Origin of the sequence: Streptomyces sp. NPDC057253 (assembly GCF_042669125.1) — a bacterium.
GTDB lineage: Bacteria > Actinomycetota > Actinomycetes > Streptomycetales > Streptomycetaceae > Streptomyces.
The window spans coordinates 95,455-112,941 of sequence record NZ_JBHUXV010000003.1; the positions used below are offsets into that span (position 1 = coordinate 95,455).

Annotated in this window: 19 protein-coding genes; 14 read left to right on the forward strand and 5 right to left on the reverse strand. The window is 69.4% G+C overall.

The window, feature by feature from the left end:
• Positions 1-9 precede the first annotated feature (9 nt).
• The 4 genes from ACFULQ_RS02520 to ACFULQ_RS02535 are packed head-to-tail and all read left to right on the forward strand — an operon-like array spanning position 10 to position 3,606.
• Positions 10-1,134 carry an acyl-CoA dehydrogenase family protein gene (locus ACFULQ_RS02520; RefSeq protein ID WP_383537041.1) on the forward strand — a complete coding sequence of 375 codons (1,125 nt, stop codon included), beginning with the start codon at positions 10-12 and terminating at the stop codon, positions 1,132-1,134.
• A 20-nt stretch (positions 1,135-1,154) separates the two neighbouring features.
• Positions 1,155-2,333, forward strand: coding sequence for an acyl-CoA dehydrogenase family protein (locus ACFULQ_RS02525; RefSeq protein WP_383537044.1), 1,179 nt, complete (start codon positions 1,155-1,157; stop codon positions 2,331-2,333).
• Positions 2,330-2,851, forward strand: coding sequence for a nuclear transport factor 2 family protein (locus tag ACFULQ_RS02530; protein ID WP_383537046.1), 522 nt, complete (start codon positions 2,330-2,332; stop codon positions 2,849-2,851). The genes ACFULQ_RS02525 and ACFULQ_RS02530 overlap by 4 nt, the downstream gene beginning before the upstream one ends.
• Positions 2,851-3,606, forward strand: coding sequence for an SDR family NAD(P)-dependent oxidoreductase (locus ACFULQ_RS02535; protein WP_383537049.1), 756 nt, complete (start codon positions 2,851-2,853; stop codon positions 3,604-3,606). The genes ACFULQ_RS02530 and ACFULQ_RS02535 overlap by 1 nt, the downstream gene beginning before the upstream one ends.
• A gap of 5 nt (positions 3,607-3,611) precedes the next feature.
• Here ACFULQ_RS02535 and ACFULQ_RS02540 read toward each other — a convergent pair whose 3' ends face one another.
• Complete coding sequence (locus ACFULQ_RS02540; RefSeq protein ID WP_383537053.1) at positions 3,612-4,823, reverse strand: CaiB/BaiF CoA transferase family protein; 1,212 nt, start codon at positions 4,821-4,823, stop codon at positions 3,612-3,614.
• A gap of 145 nt (positions 4,824-4,968) precedes the next feature.
• Between ACFULQ_RS02540 and ACFULQ_RS02545 the strand changes: the two genes are divergently transcribed.
• From ACFULQ_RS02545 to ACFULQ_RS02570, 6 genes are all read left to right on the forward strand, one after another.
• Positions 4,969-5,460 carry a PaaI family thioesterase gene (locus tag ACFULQ_RS02545; protein ID WP_381340501.1) on the forward strand — a complete coding sequence of 164 codons (492 nt, stop codon included), beginning with the start codon at positions 4,969-4,971 and terminating at the stop codon, positions 5,458-5,460.
• 4 nt (positions 5,461-5,464) lie between these two features.
• On the forward strand, positions 5,465-6,325 hold the full coding sequence (locus tag ACFULQ_RS02550) for an enoyl-CoA hydratase-related protein (RefSeq protein ID WP_383537057.1): 861 nt from the start codon (positions 5,465-5,467) through the stop codon (positions 6,323-6,325).
• Positions 6,326-6,390: 65 nt separating this feature from the next.
• Positions 6,391-6,843, forward strand: coding sequence for a MaoC family dehydratase N-terminal domain-containing protein (locus ACFULQ_RS02555; RefSeq protein ID WP_383537059.1), 453 nt, complete (start codon positions 6,391-6,393; stop codon positions 6,841-6,843).
• On the forward strand, positions 6,840-7,262 hold the full coding sequence (locus tag ACFULQ_RS02560; RefSeq protein ID WP_383537062.1) for a MaoC family dehydratase: 423 nt from the start codon (positions 6,840-6,842) through the stop codon (positions 7,260-7,262). The genes ACFULQ_RS02555 and ACFULQ_RS02560 overlap by 4 nt, the downstream gene beginning before the upstream one ends.
• Before the next feature lie 4 nt (positions 7,263-7,266).
• Complete coding sequence (locus ACFULQ_RS02565) at positions 7,267-8,730, forward strand: class I adenylate-forming enzyme family protein (RefSeq protein ID WP_383537064.1); 1,464 nt, start codon at positions 7,267-7,269, stop codon at positions 8,728-8,730.
• The gene (locus ACFULQ_RS02570) at positions 8,723-9,847 is read left to right on the forward strand and encodes a serine hydrolase domain-containing protein (protein ID WP_383537066.1); all 1,125 of its coding nucleotides are present in this window, start codon (positions 8,723-8,725) and stop codon (positions 9,845-9,847) included. Before ACFULQ_RS02565 ends, ACFULQ_RS02570 begins: the two co-directional genes overlap by 8 nt.
• Positions 9,848-10,141: 294 nt before the next feature.
• Here ACFULQ_RS02570 and ACFULQ_RS02575 read toward each other — a convergent pair whose 3' ends face one another.
• Positions 10,142-10,789 carry a hypothetical protein gene (locus ACFULQ_RS02575; RefSeq protein ID WP_383537068.1) on the reverse strand — a complete coding sequence of 216 codons (648 nt, stop codon included), beginning with the start codon at positions 10,787-10,789 and terminating at the stop codon, positions 10,142-10,144.
• Positions 10,790-11,102: 313 nt separating this feature from the next.
• On the opposite strand from ACFULQ_RS02575, the gene ACFULQ_RS02580 reads away from it, so the two are divergent.
• Positions 11,103-11,510 (forward strand): hypothetical protein, encoded by a 408-nt coding sequence (locus ACFULQ_RS02580; protein WP_383537070.1) that lies wholly within the window; start codon positions 11,103-11,105, stop codon positions 11,508-11,510.
• A gap of 316 nt (positions 11,511-11,826) precedes the next feature.
• On the forward strand, positions 11,827-12,282 hold the full coding sequence (locus ACFULQ_RS02585) for a hypothetical protein (RefSeq protein WP_383537073.1): 456 nt from the start codon (positions 11,827-11,829) through the stop codon (positions 12,280-12,282).
• Positions 12,283-12,465: 183 nt separating this feature from the next.
• Here the strand turns inward: ACFULQ_RS02585 and ACFULQ_RS02590 are convergent, their stop codons facing one another.
• A complete protein-coding gene (locus ACFULQ_RS02590; RefSeq protein ID WP_383537077.1) occupies positions 12,466-13,647 on the reverse strand; it encodes an amidohydrolase family protein in 1,182 nt (393 codons plus the stop codon).
• A 116-nt stretch (positions 13,648-13,763) separates the two neighbouring features.
• Positions 13,764-14,567 (reverse strand): FadR/GntR family transcriptional regulator, encoded by an 804-nt coding sequence (locus tag ACFULQ_RS02595; protein ID WP_383537080.1) that lies wholly within the window; start codon positions 14,565-14,567, stop codon positions 13,764-13,766.
• A 189-nt stretch (positions 14,568-14,756) separates the two neighbouring features.
• Between ACFULQ_RS02595 and ACFULQ_RS02600 the strand changes: the two genes are divergently transcribed.
• A complete protein-coding gene (locus ACFULQ_RS02600) occupies positions 14,757-15,593 on the forward strand; it encodes an enoyl-CoA hydratase-related protein (RefSeq protein WP_383537083.1) in 837 nt (278 codons plus the stop codon).
• The gene (locus ACFULQ_RS02605; protein WP_383537086.1) at positions 15,593-16,183 is read left to right on the forward strand and encodes a DUF2889 domain-containing protein; all 591 of its coding nucleotides are present in this window, start codon (positions 15,593-15,595) and stop codon (positions 16,181-16,183) included. Before ACFULQ_RS02600 ends, ACFULQ_RS02605 begins: the two co-directional genes overlap by 1 nt.
• Before the next feature lie 109 nt (positions 16,184-16,292).
• On the opposite strand, the gene ACFULQ_RS02610 is transcribed toward ACFULQ_RS02605, so the two are convergent.
• A complete protein-coding gene (locus ACFULQ_RS02610) occupies positions 16,293-17,480 on the reverse strand; it encodes an SPFH domain-containing protein (RefSeq protein WP_383537088.1) in 1,188 nt (395 codons plus the stop codon).
• Positions 17,481-17,487 lie beyond the last annotated feature (7 nt).

Here is a 17,487-nt window from a genome sequence, read left to right on the forward strand (position 1 = left end):
AAGCTCGGCATGGATCTCACCTTCAGCGAGGAACAGGACGAACTGCGCAAGGTCGTCCGCTCGTTCTTCGCCAAGCACTCCGACGAGGCGACCGTGCGCCGCCTGGCCGCCGACCCCCGGGGTCACGACCCCGCCGTCTGGCGGCGGATGGCCGGCGAACTAGGCCTCCAGGGGCTCGCCGTACCGGAGGAGTACGGCGGTTCGGGCTTCGGCTACGTCGACCTCGGCATCGTCTTCGAGGAGGCGGGCCGCGCACTGCTCGGCGGGCCGTACTTCGCCACCGTAGCCCTGGCCGCCGAGGCCCTGCTGCGCTGCGCCGACGAGCAGGCGCGGCACGACTTCCTGCCGGGCATCGCGTCCGGCGAGACGGTGGCCACGCTGGCGCTCACCGAGGACAGCGGCCGCTGGGACGAGCAGGGCATCGGGCTCACCGCGGTCCGCGACGAGACCGGCACCTGGCGACTGACCGGCGTGAAGACCTACGTCCCCGACGGACACCTCGCCGACCTGCTCCTGGTCGCCGTAAGCACCCCCTCAGGGGTCAGCCTCCTGGCCGTCGAGAGCGCCGACGCACCAGGTCTCGCCCGAACTCCCCTCCCCACTCTCGACCAGACCCGCAAGCAGGCCCGGATCGAGTTCACGCACACCCCCGCCCGCCTCCTGGGCTCTGAGGGCACCGCGTGGCCCGCCCTGGAGCGCACCCTCGCCACCGCCGCCGTACTCCTGGCGGCGGAGCAGGTCGGGGGAGCCGCGGCCGCCCTGGACGCCGCCGTGGACTACGCCAAGATCCGCGAGCAGTACGGCCGGCCCATCGGCTCGTTCCAGGGGATCAAGCACAAGTGCGCCGACATGCTCATGGAGATCGAGTCCGCCCGCTCGGCCGCGTACGGCGGACTGTGGGCGCTGGACGCGGGCGACGGGACGGAGATCGCCGTCGCCGCCGCCCTCGCGCAGGCCTTCTGCTCGGAGGCGTTCACCAAGGTCGCCGCGGACAACATCCAGGTCCACGGCGGGATCGGCTTCACCTGGGAGCACCCCGCGCACCTGTACTTCAAGCGGGCCAAGAGCTCCGAGGCACTGCTCGGCACACCGTCGTACCACCGGGAACTGCTCGCCACCCGGCTCGGCATCTGAGACCCCAGGGAGAAGCAGACATGGAGCTGGACTTCGGGCCCGCCGTACGCGACTTCCGCGACGAGGTGCGGGACTGGCTGGCGGACCACCTGGTGGGGGAGTTCGCCGAGCACCGGGGCGTGGGTGGCCCCACGGACGGCGCGGCCTGGGAGGTCCGCCTCGCCTGGGACCGTGAACTGTCCGCCGGGGGCTGGCTGGGCGTCGGCTGGCCGCGGGAGTACGGCGGACGCGGGCTCGGGCTGCTGGAGGAGATCGTCTTCGAGTACGAGTACGCGCGCGTGAACGCCCCCTACCGGGCCACCGTCAACGCCCTCGACCTGCTCGGCCCGATGCTCCTCAAGATGGGCAGCGAGGAACAGAAGAAGCGCTTCCTGCCGCCGATCCTCGCCGTCGAGGAGCTGTGGGGCCAGGGCTTCAGTGAGCCGGGCGCCGGCTCCGACCTGGCGTCCGTGCGCACCCGGGCCGAGCGGGACGGCGACGAGTGGGTGATCAGGGGGCAGAAGGTCTGGACGTCCTTCGGTGTCCATGCCGACTGGGTCTACGTCCTCACCCGCACCGACCCGCAGTCCGCGCGGCACAAGGGCCTCAGCCTGCTGCTGGTGCCGACCGACCAGCCCGGCGTGGAGATCCGCCCCATCCGCAACCTCGCAGGGCAGGACGAGTTCGCCGAGATCTTCCTCTCCGACGCCCGCACCGGCGCGGACATGGTCGTCGGCGAGGTCGGCCAGGGCTGGCGCACCGCGATGGCCACGCTCGGCATCGAGCGCGGCACCACGCTCCTGCCCCAGCAGCTCACCTTCGAGCGGGAGGCCGAGGCGCTGATCGACCTGGCCCGGGAGCGGGGCGCGCTCGACGACCCGATGCTGCGCCGCCGTATCGTCGACGCCTGGATCTCCGTACGCATCATGCGCACCACCAACCTGCGCACCATCGCCGAACTGACCGCCGGCCGCACGCCGGGCGCGCAGGCCACCACCGCGAAGCTGTACGCGTCGACCCGGCACCAGCAACTAGGGCAGCTGGCCACGGAGTTGGCGGGCCCCGCCGGACAAATCGTCGGCGAGGACTACGCCTTGGACCGCCGCCAGCGCTCCTTCCTGCTCTCCCTCGCCGAGACGATCTACGGCGGGTCGAGCGAGATCCAGCGCAACATCATCGGGGAGCAGGTCCTGGGCCTGCCGAAGGAGCCGCGCCCGTGACGGCCGTGACGCCGGTCGAGGAACGTCTCGACCGCATCGAGTCGCAGCTCGCCATCCAGCAGCTGCCCATCCGCTACGCGCTCGCCGTGGACGGCCGCGACCTGGACGCCTGGGTCGGCTGCTTCCGCCCGGACGTGGACATGGGCCGTCACGGCCGGGGACGGGATGTCCTACGGCAGCACATCGAACCCCAACTGCGCGGCTTCCACCGGTCAATCCACCAGATCTGCGGCCACCGCGTCGAGCTCACCGACCGCGACACCGCGACCGGCGCGGTGTACTGCCGGGCCGAGCACGAGGTGGGGGAGCGGTGGATCGTGATGGCGATCTGCTACTGGGACGACTACGCGCGCGTGGACGGCGAGTGGTACTTCTCCCGCCGCCGCGAGCGGCACTGGTACGCGGCGGACGTGACCGAGCGCCCCCAGGCCGTGGGATTCAAGGGCTGGGAGGGGGCCGGAGAGCCGGCGCTGCCCGAGGCCTTCCCCGCCTGGTCGGCCTTCTGGAAGGAGACGTGATGGCACGGTTGGCGGGCAAGACGGCGCTGGTCACCGGCGGCGGCCAGGGCGTGGGGCGCGGCATCGCGCTCGCGCTGGCCGCCGAGGGGGCGGCTGTGGTGATCACCGGCCGGACCGAGGCCAAGCTGAAGGACACGGCCTGGCTGATCGCCGAGCGCGGGGGACGGGCGTACACCGTGGTCGGGGACGTGGGGGAGCGGGAGGACGTCGACCGCATGGTGGCTGAGACGGTACGGGAGTTCGGCGGCCTCGACGTGCTCGTCAACAACGCGCAGTCCTCGGTGCAGCGCCGGCTGGCGGAGACGTCGTACGAGGATGTCGAACTCGCCTACCGGAGCGGACCGTTGGCCGCCTTTCATGCGATGCAGGCTGCTCTGCCCCACCTCAAGGAGAGCCGTGGGAGCGTCGTGAACCTCGGTTCGTCGGCCGCCGTGCAGGGCGAGGCGACCTTCGCGGCGTACGCGATGGCCAAGGAGGCGATCCGCGGCCTGAGCCGGGTCGCCGCGCGGGAGTGGGGCGGGTACGGGATCCGGGTGAACGTCATCTGTCCGGCCGCGCTGAGCCCGGCGGCGGAGGACTACCTGGCCGCGCACCCGCAGAAGGCGGACGAGCTGGCCCGGCAGATCCCGTTGGGGCGGCTCGGGGATCCGGAGGCCGACATCGGCCGGGCGGTGGCCGCGCTCGTCAGCGACGACATGGCCTATCTGACGGGCGCGACGCTGATGCTGGAGGGCGGCCGGACCCTGATCGGGTGAGACGGCTACACGACACCACGGTCTCGCAGCGCAGCCAGCTGACTGTCCGTCACCCCTGCGAGGGCGGTGAGCACTTCGTCGGTGTGCTCACCCAGCATCGGCGGCGGGGCGTACCCCTCGACCGGTGTCGCCGTGAAGCGGATCGGGTTGGCGAGCATCGGCAGGGGTCCGGAGGTCGGGTCCTCGACCTCGATCAGCATCTCGCGGTGCTGTATCTGCGGGTCGGCGAAGACCTCGGGCATCTCGTTGTAGGGGCCCGCGGGGACGTCGTGGGCGTCGAGTACGGTCAGCCACTCGTCGCGGGTGCGGGTGCGCAGGATCGCCGCCAGCACCGGCAGGATCTCCTCGCGGTGGGCGATCCGGGCGCTGGTCGTGGCGAACCGTTCGTCCTGGAGGAGGTCGGTGCGGTCGGCCGCCGCGCAGAACGCGGCGAACTGCTTGTCGTTGCCCGCGACCAGGAAGATCGGCTTGTCCTTGCAGGGGAAGGCCTGTGAGGGGATTCCGCCGTACCCGCCGTTGCCGCGCCGCTGTGGAACCTCGCCGGAGACCAGGTAGTTCATCGCGAAGTGGGACAGCGAGGCCAGGCCGCAGTCCAGCAGGGACAGGTCGATGAACTGGCCCTGGCCGGTGAGGTCCCGGTGGCGCAGGGCCGCGAGGACGGCCGTGGAGGCGTAGAGCCCGGTGAGGATGTCGATCATGCTGACGCCGACCTTCATCGGCTCCTCGGGGTGCCCGGAGACACTCATCATCCCGGACATGGCCTGGAAGATGCCGTCGTAGCCGGGCCGGTCGGCGTACGGGCCGGTCTGGCCGAAGCCGGTGACCGAGAGGTAGACGAGGCGCGGGTTGAGCGCACGCAGGCTCTCGTGGTCCAGGCCGTACTTCGCCAGCGTGCCCGTCCGGAAGTTCTCGACCAGTACGTCCGACCGTGCGGCGAGGGCGCGGATGAGTTCCTGTCCCTCGGGGGAGGCGTGGTTGACGGTCACCGACCGCTTGTTGCGGTTGCAGGAGAGGTAGAAGGCGGCGGTGTCGGTCCGGTCGCCCTCGGGTCCGGGGGCGAAGGGAGGGCCGTACGTCCGGGAGTCGTCCCCCGATCCGGGCCGCTCGACCTTGATCACCTCGGCGCCCAGATCGGCCAGCATCTGGGTCGCCAGCGGCGCGGCGAGGATGCGGGACAGGTCGAGCACGCGGATCCCGGCCAGTGCGGTCGACGGCATCTGGGCCTCCCTCTGTTCACAGGCAGCGAATCAGTTATATAAATAATACATCTAAGAGTCGATCGTGACCCTCGTGATTGCCTCAACTATTCAATTCATGTAACTATATGGATCGGCCGCCAGGCCGGGACCGGAGGGCGGGCTGATGACCGTCGCGGCGAGGACCCTCACCGATCAGGAACAGCGCGAACGCCGGGCCTGGTTCCGGGCCCGCTGGGAGCGCGGGGTCGCCTTCAACCGGCGCTGCCGCATCCGGGTGACGCGCTGGGACCCGGACGGGGTCGAGATCGTGCTCCCCTACGCCGAGTCGCTCTCCGCCCACGAGGACGTCTTCCACGGCGGCGTAATCTCCGCCCTCATCGACACCGCCGGCGCCGGAGCCGTGATCGCCGGGCACGACTTCACCAAGGGCAGCCGCCTCAGCACCGTGTCGATGTCGGTGCAGTACCTGGCACCCGCCCGCGGCCGTGAGGCGGTCGCGTACGCGCGCTGTGTGCGGCGGGGCGGCCGGGTGCACTTCGCCGACGTCGACGTGCGGGCCGACGGACGCATCTGCGCCCGCGGACAGGTGGTGGTCACCATCTCCGGTGAACGGCCCGGCGTCGGCGACCCGATCGAACCGCTGGACGAGGAGTGACGTGATGCCCGAGGAAACCGTGGTGGCACCCGAGGACCTGGACCTGGTCCTGTACGAGGTGGACGAGGACGGCGTCGCCACCGTCACCCTCAACCGGCCCGAGCGCAAGAACGCGTGGAGCCTGCCGATGGAGCGCCGCTTCTTCGCGCTCCTCGACCGGGCCGCACAGGACCCCGCCGTCAGAGTCGTGATCATCACCGGTGCGGGCCGGGCCTTCTGCCCGGGGATGGACACGCAGCGCCTGGAGCAGAACTCGCAGCCGGGGGAGTCCCTCAACCTCCAGGCCCGCGTCCCCATGTACAGCAGGCGCACCATGCCGAAGCCGATGATCGCCGCCGTCAACGGCGCCTGCGCGGGCATCGGCCTGGTCCAGGCGCTCATCTGCGACGTTCGCTTCGCCGCCCGAGGAGCCCGCTTCACCACCGCGTTCACCCGCCGCGGGCTGGCCGGCGAGTACAACCTGCCCTACGTCCTGCCACGCGTCATCGGTCTGGAGAACGCCCTCGACCTGCTGCTGTCCGGCCGCGTCTTCGACGCCGACGAGGCGAAGAGCCTCGGCCTGGTCAGCCGGGTCGTGGAACCCGGGGACCTGCTGGACGCGGCCCGCGCCTACGCCCGGGACATCGCCCGCAACTGCTCGCCGCGGGCCATGGCCGTCGTACGACATCAGGTGTACGGCGACCTGGACCGCACCTTCACCGACGCCCTCGCCCGCTCCTACTCCGCCATGGAGTTCTTCGCGGGCTCGCCCGACTTCCGCGAGGGCGTGTCGAGCTTCGTGGAGAAGCGGGAGCCCAAGTTCGAGGGGCTGCCCCCGGACTTCGACCCGGACGAGGCCACGCGCGACGCGTTTCTGCCGTACTGAGCCGTACTGAGCCGTACTGATCTGCCGTACTGATCTGCCGTATTGAGTTCGAGGAGCACACGCGGATGACAGGGCAACCCTTCCCCGTCGAGGCCGGGCACATCATGATGTTCGCCCGCGCCATCGGTGACGAGAACCCGGCCTACGCGGGCGAGTCGGCGCTCGCACCGCCCACCTTCACCATGGCGAGCGCCCACTACGACCCCGGCTACCACCTGCGTCCCAAGCCGGACGAGGAGTGGTTCGGGTCGGGGCGTGACGCCGGTGTCATGGCCGAGGGCGGTGGCGGGCTCCACGCCGAGCAGCGCTTCGAGTACCACCGCCCGGTGCGCGCCGGCGAGACGCTCTACGCGCACCACGGCACCGGACGCAGCTGGGAGAAGCAGGGCCGCACCGGCCGCCTGCTCTTCAGCGAGCGCATCACCGAGTACCGGGACGCCGACGGCGAACCGGTCGTCAGCGCCGTGACCGTGGCCGTCGTCCCCGAGGGCCCGGCGACCACGAAGGACGCCAAATGACCCTGAGCCCGGACGACATCAAGATCGGCGAGACCCGCGAGAGCGTCCTCGTCGACGACCTCAAGCGCACCCGGATCGTGCAGTACGCGGGCGCCTCCGGCGACTTCAACCCCCTGCACACCGACGAGCGGTTCGCCGTCGAGGCCGCGGGCTATCCCGGCGTCTTCGCCCACGGCATGCTGACGATGGGCATGACGGGCCGGGTCCTGACCGACTGGGTCGGCGCCGAGGCTCTGCTGCGCTACGGCGTGCGCTTCAAGGCCCAGGTCTGGCCCGGCGACACGTTGAAGGCGACGGCCACCGTCGAGTCGATCGAGGACACGCCGTCCGGCCCGGTCGCCCACTTCACCCTGCGCACCGTCAACCAGGACGGCATCGAGGTGGTCACCGGCACCGCGGCGGCCCGCCTGGAGCCCTGACCCGATGCCCGCCGTGCAGGAGGCTGGGACGACGGCTACCTGGACCGGCCTGGTGAGTCGCGCCTACGACCATGCCCGCCCCGCCGTCCGGTTCGGTGACCTGACCTGGACCGGACGCGAACTCCTCGACCGTGCCGCCGGCGCGGCCGACTGGCTCGACACCCTCGGCCTGGAGCCCGGCGAACCGGTGCCCGCACTGGTCGCCACCTCCGCCGACGCCCTCGCGCTGGTGATCGGCGGCGCCGGCTCCGGCCACCCGCTCGCCCCGCTCGGCGTCCGCATGACGGCGTACGAGATCGCCGCCGTGGTCAAGGAATCGCGGGCTCACGTCCTGGTGGCTCAGCCCGAGTTCGCCGACCTCGCCAGGCAGGTCGCCGAGCTGTCCGGTCGACGGATCGCGATCGTGCCTAAACTGCCTTGGGGCACCAGGCGGTTGACAGCGGAACCCGACGACATAGCCGCCGTCCTGCACACCTCCGGAACGACGGGCCTGCCCAAGCCCGTCCTCATGAGCCAACGGCGCCTGGCCGCCCGGGCGCGCGTGAACGGACGGCTGTGCGCGCTCGACCCCGACAGCTTCTACGGCGGCAGCGCCCCCTTCCACCACATCGCGGGCCTCGGCAACATCGCCGTCGCCCTCGCCGCCGGCGCCCTGATCACCGGTCTGCCCCGCTTCACCGTCGAGGGCTGGGCCCTGCTGCGGGAGCTCGGGACCACGCACACCAGCATGGTCCCGGCGATGCTGGAGACCCTGCTGGCGGCCGGACAGGCCCGCCACGAGAGGCTGCGGACCCTCCAGTACGGCGGCGCGCCCGTCCGCCCCGGCACACTGCGGCGGACGTACGAGGCGATGCCCGGCGTCCGCATGCTCAACATGTTCGGCCAGACCGAGGGGTCCCCGATCAGCGTGCTCACCCCGGAGGACCACCGGGAGGCGGTGGCCGGGCGCACCGAGCTGCTTCGGTCGGTGGGGCGACCCGCGCCGGGTGTCGAGCTCAGGGTCCACGACCCCGGCCCTGACGGCGTCGGAGAGATCCACGCCCGCGCCGACCACCTCTTCAGGATCGACGCCGAGGGCTGGCTGCACAGCGGCGACCTGGGCCGCGTGGCGGCGGACGGGTATCTCTACCTGTTCGGCCGCCGCACCGACATGATCATCCGGGGCGGCGAGAACGTGCACCCGCTGGAGGTGGAGACGGTCCTGTCCGCGCACCCCGGGGTGGCGGACGTCGCGGTCACCGGCGTTCCGGACGAGCGGCTCGGTCAGACCGTCGTCGCCTTCGTCGTCCCCACCGATCCCGACGCCCCACCGCAGTCCACGGCACTCGCCGGCCACACCCGCGCCCGGCTGTCCGGGTTCAAGGTCCCCGTCCGCTGGTGGTTCGTGGACGACCTGCCGCGCAACGCGAACGGCAAGGTCGTACGCCGCGAGTTGAGCGAACCAGGCCAAGGAGGAGCACATGATTGACCACTCGGTCCTCGCCCCGGAAACCGTCGGCGTCGACCCGCACCGGCTGGACGTGCTCCTGCGCAGGATCCGCCTGGAGGTCGACCACGGACGGCTGCCGTCCGCGCAGGTCGCCGTGGCGCGGGGCGGAAGGCTGGTCGCCTTCGAGACCTGGGGGCAGGCTGAACCGTCCACCCGATACGTCCTCCAGTCCGTCGGACGGTCGATCGTCGCGGGCGCGGTGTGGAAGCTGATCGGTGAGGGCCTGCTGGACGAGACGGAGCAAGTCGCCGCGATCATCCCGGAGTTCGCGCCCAACGGTAAGGAGGAGGTGACGGTCGAGCAGGTGCTCACCCACACCGCCGGCTTCCCCTTCGCCCCGCTCGGGTACCCGAAGATGCTGGACCGACAGCAACGCCTGGCCGCCTTCGGCCGCTGGCGGCTCGACTATCGGCCAGGGAGCCGCTTCCAGTTCCACCTCACGTCGGCGGCCTGGCTGATCGCCGAGATCGTGGAACGGCGTACGGGTTTGCCGTTCGCCGACTACCTGCGCTACCGGATCGCCGAACCGCTCGGCCTGTCCTCGCTCGAACTCGGCGTCCCGGTGGACCGCCAGGCAGGCACGGTCGCTCCGATGACCGCCACCGACCGCACGAGCGAGGAGCAGGAACCCGACCCCTGGGGCCCCTGGTACCTGTCCGACCCGCGAGTGCTGGCGGCCGGGGAGCCCAGCCACGCGCTGGTCGCCACGGCCGCCGACGTCGCCCTGTACTTCCAGGCGCTGGAGCACTCGGGACTGTGGAAGCCCGAGGCCGTGGCGCAGGGCACCCGGATCCGGCTGACCGAGCACCCGCACGGGGAGCAGATCTACGGGGGCGGCTCCAACCGCCGTACCAGCATGGCCCTGTTCGTCACCGTGGCCGGCCCCGACGCGGGCAGCAACCTGCCGTCAACCGGTTCGCCCGCCCTCTTCGGCAGCGCCGGAGCCGCCTACCAACTCGGCTTCATGGACCCGGAGTCCGGTGTGTCCTTCGCCTGCCTGACCAACGGCTACCCCCTCGCCGGCTACGACCACTCCCGCCGCGGCACTGCACTGCTCACCAATATCGCGAATCTCGCGGCGGATCTCACGGATTAGTGGACGGTTCTGGGCTTCCCTTTTTTGGACCTCTGACTAGAGCGACGGCTCGCACGCCGTCACTCACCTGGAATTCGCCGGACAGGTGGACGGCCCTCGAATGCTGTGGTCCGCGAAGACGCATCGGATCTCGCAACAACGATCCGCGCCGAGGTCACCCGAGAGGAGCCGGACCCTGGCACCTCCGGCGCCGCACGGTCACGGCAGTTGCCACGGTTGGCGGCGAGGAGCCGGCGCATGCGCTGATCTCTCAACCTTGCTGGATAGGGCCATGGCCGAACTCAGGCAGGTCCCTCACCCGCGTCCGCCAGCGGGGTGCGGCGTGTGCCGCGGCCACTGCGCGCCCACCTGTTCCACCACGGCGACCCGGAACGCTTCCAAAAGGACGTATCCGGGATACGTCCCAAACGCTCCGTACTTCCAGCGGTAGTAGCACGACCAGTAGCTCACCACGCGGCGCTCCGTGCGAGCGAAGAAGGCCGGATTCCGAGCTATGAACTCCCCGTAGAGCCGGCGCTGGGCCGAGCCCGGGACGGCGAGTCCTGGAAGACCGCGGCTGATTGCCTCGATGATCTCCAGCACGTATTCGCCGACCAACTGCACTACGAACGGCACCACCCACGGCTCGCCCGTCGCCACAATCTGCTCAAGGTGCCGCTGGCGGACCCGGCCATCACTGTGCCGGGAGTACAGGCAGTGCAAAATCACCTGCTGAGTTCCGGCCAGGGGCGGCTGCTCCGAGTCGGCTCTCGGCTCCTCGTTGTAGATGCGCGACGGGATGGCGACGGTCTCGCCCTGCACCTCGACCTCGAAGGGCATCGTCGGCGCGAACCTGGCCTCCGGCATGACCGCCAGGACGCTCTGCACGTCACCGGCAAAACGGGTCGGAAACGCTGCCATGAGGGAATTGGCGACGTTCGATGGATCCCGCGGCAGCTGCACAACAGGAGGATAAGCGGCGAACCCCCGCCACTGACGTGGATCCAAGCACCCCAACCCCCGAAGCCTCCCGCCCCACCCGTCGGCCCTGGAGCGCGTCCCCGATGGCGGCTCCGTCTCGATGCTCTACGCACTGTTCTGGGCCGCCCGCGCTTCCGTGTCGAAGTGGCGTGCAGCAGGCATGGAAGGGAGAATTTTTGTGGGTCCTGGACGGTCCGGTTCACCTCGCATGCAGCGAGGCAGACCGCAGCCTAGTCAAAATCGAGGCTATTCAGTAATTTGAGCTAGACGCGGTCGCAAAAGACGGGAGGTTGGCGTGAATAATCCCCATACCGTCCTGATGTACGCGAGGCAAGGGCACGTGCCAGAGGGTTGGCAGGTCTTTACCAAGAAGCGCGGAAAATTGTCTGGCTTTCTGCGCGGGACCTCGGACGACCCCGACCCGCTGCTGGTCATAACCCCTGACGGGGTCATCGAGTACAAGGATGAACGTAAGCCGCTGAAGATCGTCAATTTCTACGATCTAGCGGCAATAAAGCTGAACGCGAGAGCCAGCACCACCTCCGACAGTATGATGGCGGATCTTGACGTGTGGGTGGATCTCAACTACCTGGACGGCCGGAAGGAAAAGTGGCGATCTATATCCTTCGCGCGCGACCTACAGACGATTCAGGGGTTCATCGAAGCGTACGGCGTCCACAAAGCACTTCGAGGGCGCTATTGATCTCTGGCCAGAAACTACGCCGAGGAGGTCGTGCAGTACGCCTGCCTCGACCACGTCCGACGACTTCACCGACTCATGAACCAGCGGATCAAGGCCGTCGACGGCAGCGACGACGGGGACAAGGAGGCGAAAGCAGCGAGAAGATGCCACCGGTACAGGACACTCAGGCCGATTCGGATGGGGTGCCGGTGCCGCTTATGAAGGAAGATACTGGTGGAATAACCGCCATCATTACTTCTAACCTCGGGTAAACGGTATGATCAAGCCCGGGTCTGCGCCACAGGCCCGGGCTTGGCCCGTCTGATGAGGTCGTGAGATGATCAAATTCGAGTCCGCCCTGGCCAAGGCGGCCATCAAGAGGTTCACCGGCCCGGCAGAGCAGGAGCAGCTTACCGAAAGTGTCGATAAGGTAGGGGAAGGAAGCTCATCTCCTGACACCCTCGAGGACTTCTATTCCTGCCTTGGAGTGGCGTGGTGGGGTCTGGCTCTCGCCGTATTCCTCGTCAGCTTTCTCTCTTACGTGGTCACCGATTTACTGTCGCACGGAAGTGCGTCAACGATCGTGGGCAGATACTCTTTCTCAATATTCTGCGGCGTCGTCTTGTTTCAGATTGTCATCTCCATCAGGCGCCAAGCTTCCCCGGTAATGCATGGGGAACGGGCGACTCGTAGTTTGTTGCGCGCCGCCCTACTTCCCTCCTGGGCGGACTTGATTATTATCGGAGCGCTGTGCGTGATGGGGTACTTCTTGAATCCTTTTGCTACCGGATGAGCACCGCAGAAACTGTGTCTGAGGCTGGATCGCCGCGTGATGCCCAGTTCGCCGGCACGGCCGAGCGGATCGTGTCGAACCTGTGCGGCGAGCACTACGACGACGCCGAACACGACACCATGGCACGTGGGCTGAGCCCGGTACCCAATTCCGGTACCGGGCTCCCCTCTTGGGTCGTGTCGCTCAGCCGCTGATCAGTTGCTGGGCGTTGTTGAACATGATGTCGTCCTGGGCCGACTCGTCGAGTTCTGCGATGAGCTTGCGGAAGTCGGCCGGGTTGGCCAGGCCCTCCGCGTGCGGGAAGTCGGAGCCCATGACGATGGACTCGTGGTAGCCGAGGCGCTTGACGACGTTGACGATGTCGTCCTCCGGGTAGGGCACCACGCGGACGTGCTTGCGGAAGACCTGGCTGGGGCGCTGGTCCAACTGCCCGCCGATCCAGGGGCCGTTGCGGCCCATGCCGCGGCTCTTGTCCATGTGGCGCACGAAGTGCGGCACCCACTCGGAGCCGAACTCGGACACCAGGACGTTGATGTCGGGGAACCGGCCGAAGAGGTTGTCGAAGATCAGCGCGGACAGTGTCTCCTCGACGGGGCGCTGGCCATAGGTGTTCTGCCACTGCCAGGCCGACATCCGGAAGTGGATGGGGTTCGGGTCGTAGCCCCAGGAGGGTGCCACCTGCGAGTTGTAGTAGAACTCGCTGATGTGGTAGCAGACGCTCGCCTTGGCCTCGTTGACCAGCTTCCAGAACGGGTCGAAGTACGGGTCGCCCGGCGAGCGGCCGTACACGGGGCCGGTGGGCAGCAGGATGAAGCGGGCGCCCTGGTTGAGGACGTACTCCAACTCCTTGACCGCGCTGGGCAGATCGCGCAGTGAGAGCAGTGCGGGGGCGTAGATGCGGCCCTGGTGGTTGAAGCCCCAGACCTCGTTCATGTACCGGTTGAAGGAGTGGTAGTTGGCGTAGAGCGGCTCGACGCCCTTCACGTACTCCTCGGCGACCAGCGCCCAGCCGCCCGGATACATGATCGTCTGGTCCAGCCCCTGCTCGTCCATGACGCGCAGCCGGGCCTCGCGGTTCTGGTACGACTCGTGCATCGGCTCGAACTGGTACGTCTCCTCGGGATTGCCCGAGGCCATCGCCTTGAGCATCTCCTTGAGCGAACCCGGCCGGTAGACCTGCCCGAACTCCGGTTCCAGGCATACGACGATGCGGTCCCCGGCGAGGATCACCTCGCGCCCGTCCGGCAGGGTCACCGGGGCGACGGCCGCGCCGAGGAACTCCTTCGGAAGGTAGCGGGTGAAGGAGTCCCGCTCCTCGTACATGTGCTGGTCGCAGTCGAAGATGGGCTTGCGCTGTTCGGCCATGGCGTCGCCTCCGGGCCCCAGGAACTATTCAGTACGCCTTCTATAATTATCTAACTGATTAGCGGGGCGCAAGGGGGGAGGGGAGGGGAGGCGGGTTCGCTGCGAGCCGGAGCCCGTCAGTCGAGGAGTTCGAGCACTGTCTTGGGCCCGGCGGCGTTCACGACGTCGTCCGCGCTGGAGATGTGCCGCTGCCACAGCTTCTCGGCCTCGTCCGCCTTGCCGGCCTCGATCAGGCCGACCATCCGCACATGCGCTCGGTGCCCCTTGAGGGCCTGGGTCTTCTGGGCCTCGGCGTCGGCCGCGCCCGCCGTGTACGAGGCGTTGGCCCGGTCGATGATGTTGCGCAGCATGCCGCACAGCAGGATCAGGGTCTGGTTGCCGGTGAGTTCGACCAGCAGGGCATGGAAGGCGTCCTGCGCGTCGACCAGGGCGAGCGGATCGTCGAGGACGGCCTTCTCGGCCGCCACCGCGTCACGCAGCTGCTTGATGTCGTCGTCCGTGTGCTTGGTGGCGAGCTGGCGGGCGCAGGGCGGCTCGATGAGGGCCGCCGCGCGGTAGATGTCGCCCAGAGTGGCGCCGCGGTACTCGAGGATCAGGCCGGCGAAGCGGGCGGCGACGTCCGAGTCCGGAGCGCTCACCCGGGCGCCGCCGTGCGCGCCGCGGCGCACCGTGATCAGGGACTCCGACTCCAGCACCCGGAACGCCTCGCGCAGGGTGGGCCGCGAGATGCCGAACTGCTCCATCAGGCCCGACTCCGGGGGCAGCGCGTCGCCGGGCTTCAGCTCGCCCCGTACGATCTGGCGACGCAGATGCGCGGCGACCAGCTCGGCCGTCTTCGGCACCCGCACCTGACGTCCGACGTGACTGCGGGCGGGGACCGGGACGGTCGCCGATTCTGCGGTGCGGGCTGCCTCGGCCACAGTGGGCTCCCTCGTATAGCTAAATGAATCGTCTTAGTGCATCGAGGGTAACAGGTCAAGCCCCCGGTGATCTTCTCCGTGCACGATCCGATCTGGCGTCTCGACGGTCCTTGGGTATATAGATGATTCATCTAGCTATAAAGCCAATCCGAGCCGGTCCAGCCGACGGATACCGCGGGAGTGACCTCGATGACCGAGAACCCGGCCCCGGAGATCCTCACCGATCTCACCGACGACGGGGTCATGCTGCTGACCCTGAACCGGCCCGAGCGGCACAACGCCTGGACGCTGGAGATGGAGCTGCTCTACAACGACCTGTTCGACCGGGCGGAGCACGATCCACGGGTGCGGGCCGTGGTCCTCACCGGCGCCGGGCGCAGCTTCTGCCCGGGCATGGACATGAGCGTCCTGGACGCCGCCTCCTCGGGCGCCCGCCCCTGGCCGACCGACCAGCTGCCCCCGCGCACCCGGCCCATGTCCTTCCCGAAGCCCGTGGTGGCGGCCGTCAACGGCGCCTGCGCCGGCATCGGGTTCAACCAGGCGCTGATGTGCGACGTCCGGTTCGCCGTACCGCAGGCCAAGTTCGCCGCCGCCTTCAGTGCGCGCGGGCTGGTGGCCGAGGACGGTGTGTCCTGGATCCTGCCCCGGCTGGTCGGCTACGGCAACGCCGCCGACCTGCTGCTGTCCTCGCGCCGCATCACCGGGACGGAGGCCCTTGCCATGGGCCTGGTCAACCGCCTGGTCGAGCCCACGGAGCTGCTCCCGGCGGCGCTGGCGTACGCGACCGAACTGGCCCGGTCGGCGAGCCCGTACGCGATGTCCCTCATCAAGCGGCAGCTCGCCGGCGACCAGGCGAGGACCTTCACCGAGAGCCGCGACCACGCTGCCGCCCTGCTCGCCACCGCGAAACGCGCCCCGGACTACCGCGAGGGCGTGCGCAGCTTCATCGAGCGTCGGCCGCCGGAGTTCGCGGGGCTGGGGGAGACCCCGGTCCCCGTCCCGGCCCTTCCCGGGGAGGCCTCCTAGTGGCGCGCTCCGAGCTTCCGCTGCACCGCCGTACGATCACCGTCACCGCGTACGCGGAAGGCGGCGACGAGATCTCGGTCGAGGCGGAACTGAGCGACGTACGGCCCTGGGCGGAGCCCTCGGCCGACGTCGTCCACCGGATGGGGCTCGCCGTGCGCGTACGTCTGGCCGACATGCTCATCGTGCACGCCGACGCGGACATGCGGACCTTTCCGCACGCCGAGTGCCCCTTGATCACGCCGGTGTTCGACGGGCTGGTCGGCGTCAGCGTCGCCGCCGGCTACAACCGCGCCGTCCAGGAGCGGTTTCGCGGGGTGTCCGGCTGCTCGCACCTGCACGAGCTGGCCCGCGCCCTGGGCCCCGCGGTGGTGCAGTCGGCCATCTCAGCGAACGCGGGCCTGCGGTACGCCGGTGAGCAGTCCCACGACCCGCGCTCCACGGGCGGTGTGCTGAACAGCTGCCACATCTGGGCGCCGGACGGCGTGGGACTGCGCAAGCTGGACGCGGGCTGGGTCCCGGGGACCGGGCCGCGCCCGGTGCCGCCGCTCAGGACTTTCGAGCAACGGGGACCGGGGGTGTCCGGCGCCTGAATGCGGGGTGGTCCGCGCTTGGGTCGGCCTGGTCCGAGCGAGAGACGGGCGGGCGGGGCGTACCGGTCGATACGCCCCGCCTCAACGCCCTGCCCGGACAGGGGATACATCAGTCGACGTTGACCGGGCCGTCGTCCGCCTTGTCGTCCTTGCGCGAGTGCAGCTGGAGCAGACCGTTGTCGCTGCCCTCCGGCCGACGGCGGTCGTCGGAGGCGTCCGGGCCGCTCAGGTTCTGCCGGACCGAGTCGAGGATCGTCAGGCCCTGCGACACCAGGCCGGCGGCGATCTCGCCGAGCCCGTCGGCGCCGTTGAGGACGTTGACGTTGGCGCCGGCGAGGCCGCCCGCGGCTTCCTTCACGATCTGCGGAAGCTGGTCGATGAGCATCCGGTCGAGCGCGACCCGGTCGTAGGAGGCGGCCGCCTCCGCCTGGATCTTCATGCGCTGCGCCTCGGCCGCGGCGAGCACCCTGATCCGTTCGGCCTCGGCCTCGGCGGGCTTCACGATCTCGGCCACCAGCTGCTGCTGGCGCAGTTTCGCCTGCCGCAGGGCCAGTTCGGTCTGCGCGTCGAGAACCTCCTGCTGGGCGTGGGCCAGCGCCAGCGGCCCGGCCTGCGCGGCGCGCGCCTGGGCGCGGTCCACCTCGGCCGAGTACTCGGCCTTGACCACGGCGGTCTGCCGGGCGTACTCGGCCTGGTTGCGGGCCGCCACCTGCTCCGCCTCGACGGAGGCCTGGGTGGCCTGGGCCTGGGCGATCTGCGCCTGCCGCTGGATGGCCGCCTTGTGCGGCGCGGACATCGCGTCGATGTAGCCGGTGTCGCCGTCGTCGATCGACTGGATCTGGAGCGAGTCCACGATCAGGCCGATCTTCGCCATCTCCATCTTCGAGGTGTCCAGGACCTCCGCCGCGAGCTTCTGCCGCTCGGTGACGATCTCCTCGACCGTCATCGAGCCGATGATGGCCCGCAGGTGACCGGCGAAGATCCGGCCGGTCAGCACCGACATCTGGTCCTGGTCGGAGAGGAACCGCTGGCCGGCGTTGATGATGCTCTCGTGGTCGTTGCCGACCTTGAAGGCGATGACCGCGCGGACGTGCAGCGCGATGCCCTGCCGGGTCACACAGGTCTCGGTGACCTCCGACTCGCACATCGAGAGGGTGAGGAACCGGGTCTTGCGGAAGATCGGGAGCACGAACTTGCCGTGCCCCGTCACCACTCGGAACGGCGCGCCCCCCAGTCCCCGCCGTCCCCCAGAGATCAGCATCGCCTCGTCGGGAGCGGGAACGCGGTATCCGAACATCGTTACT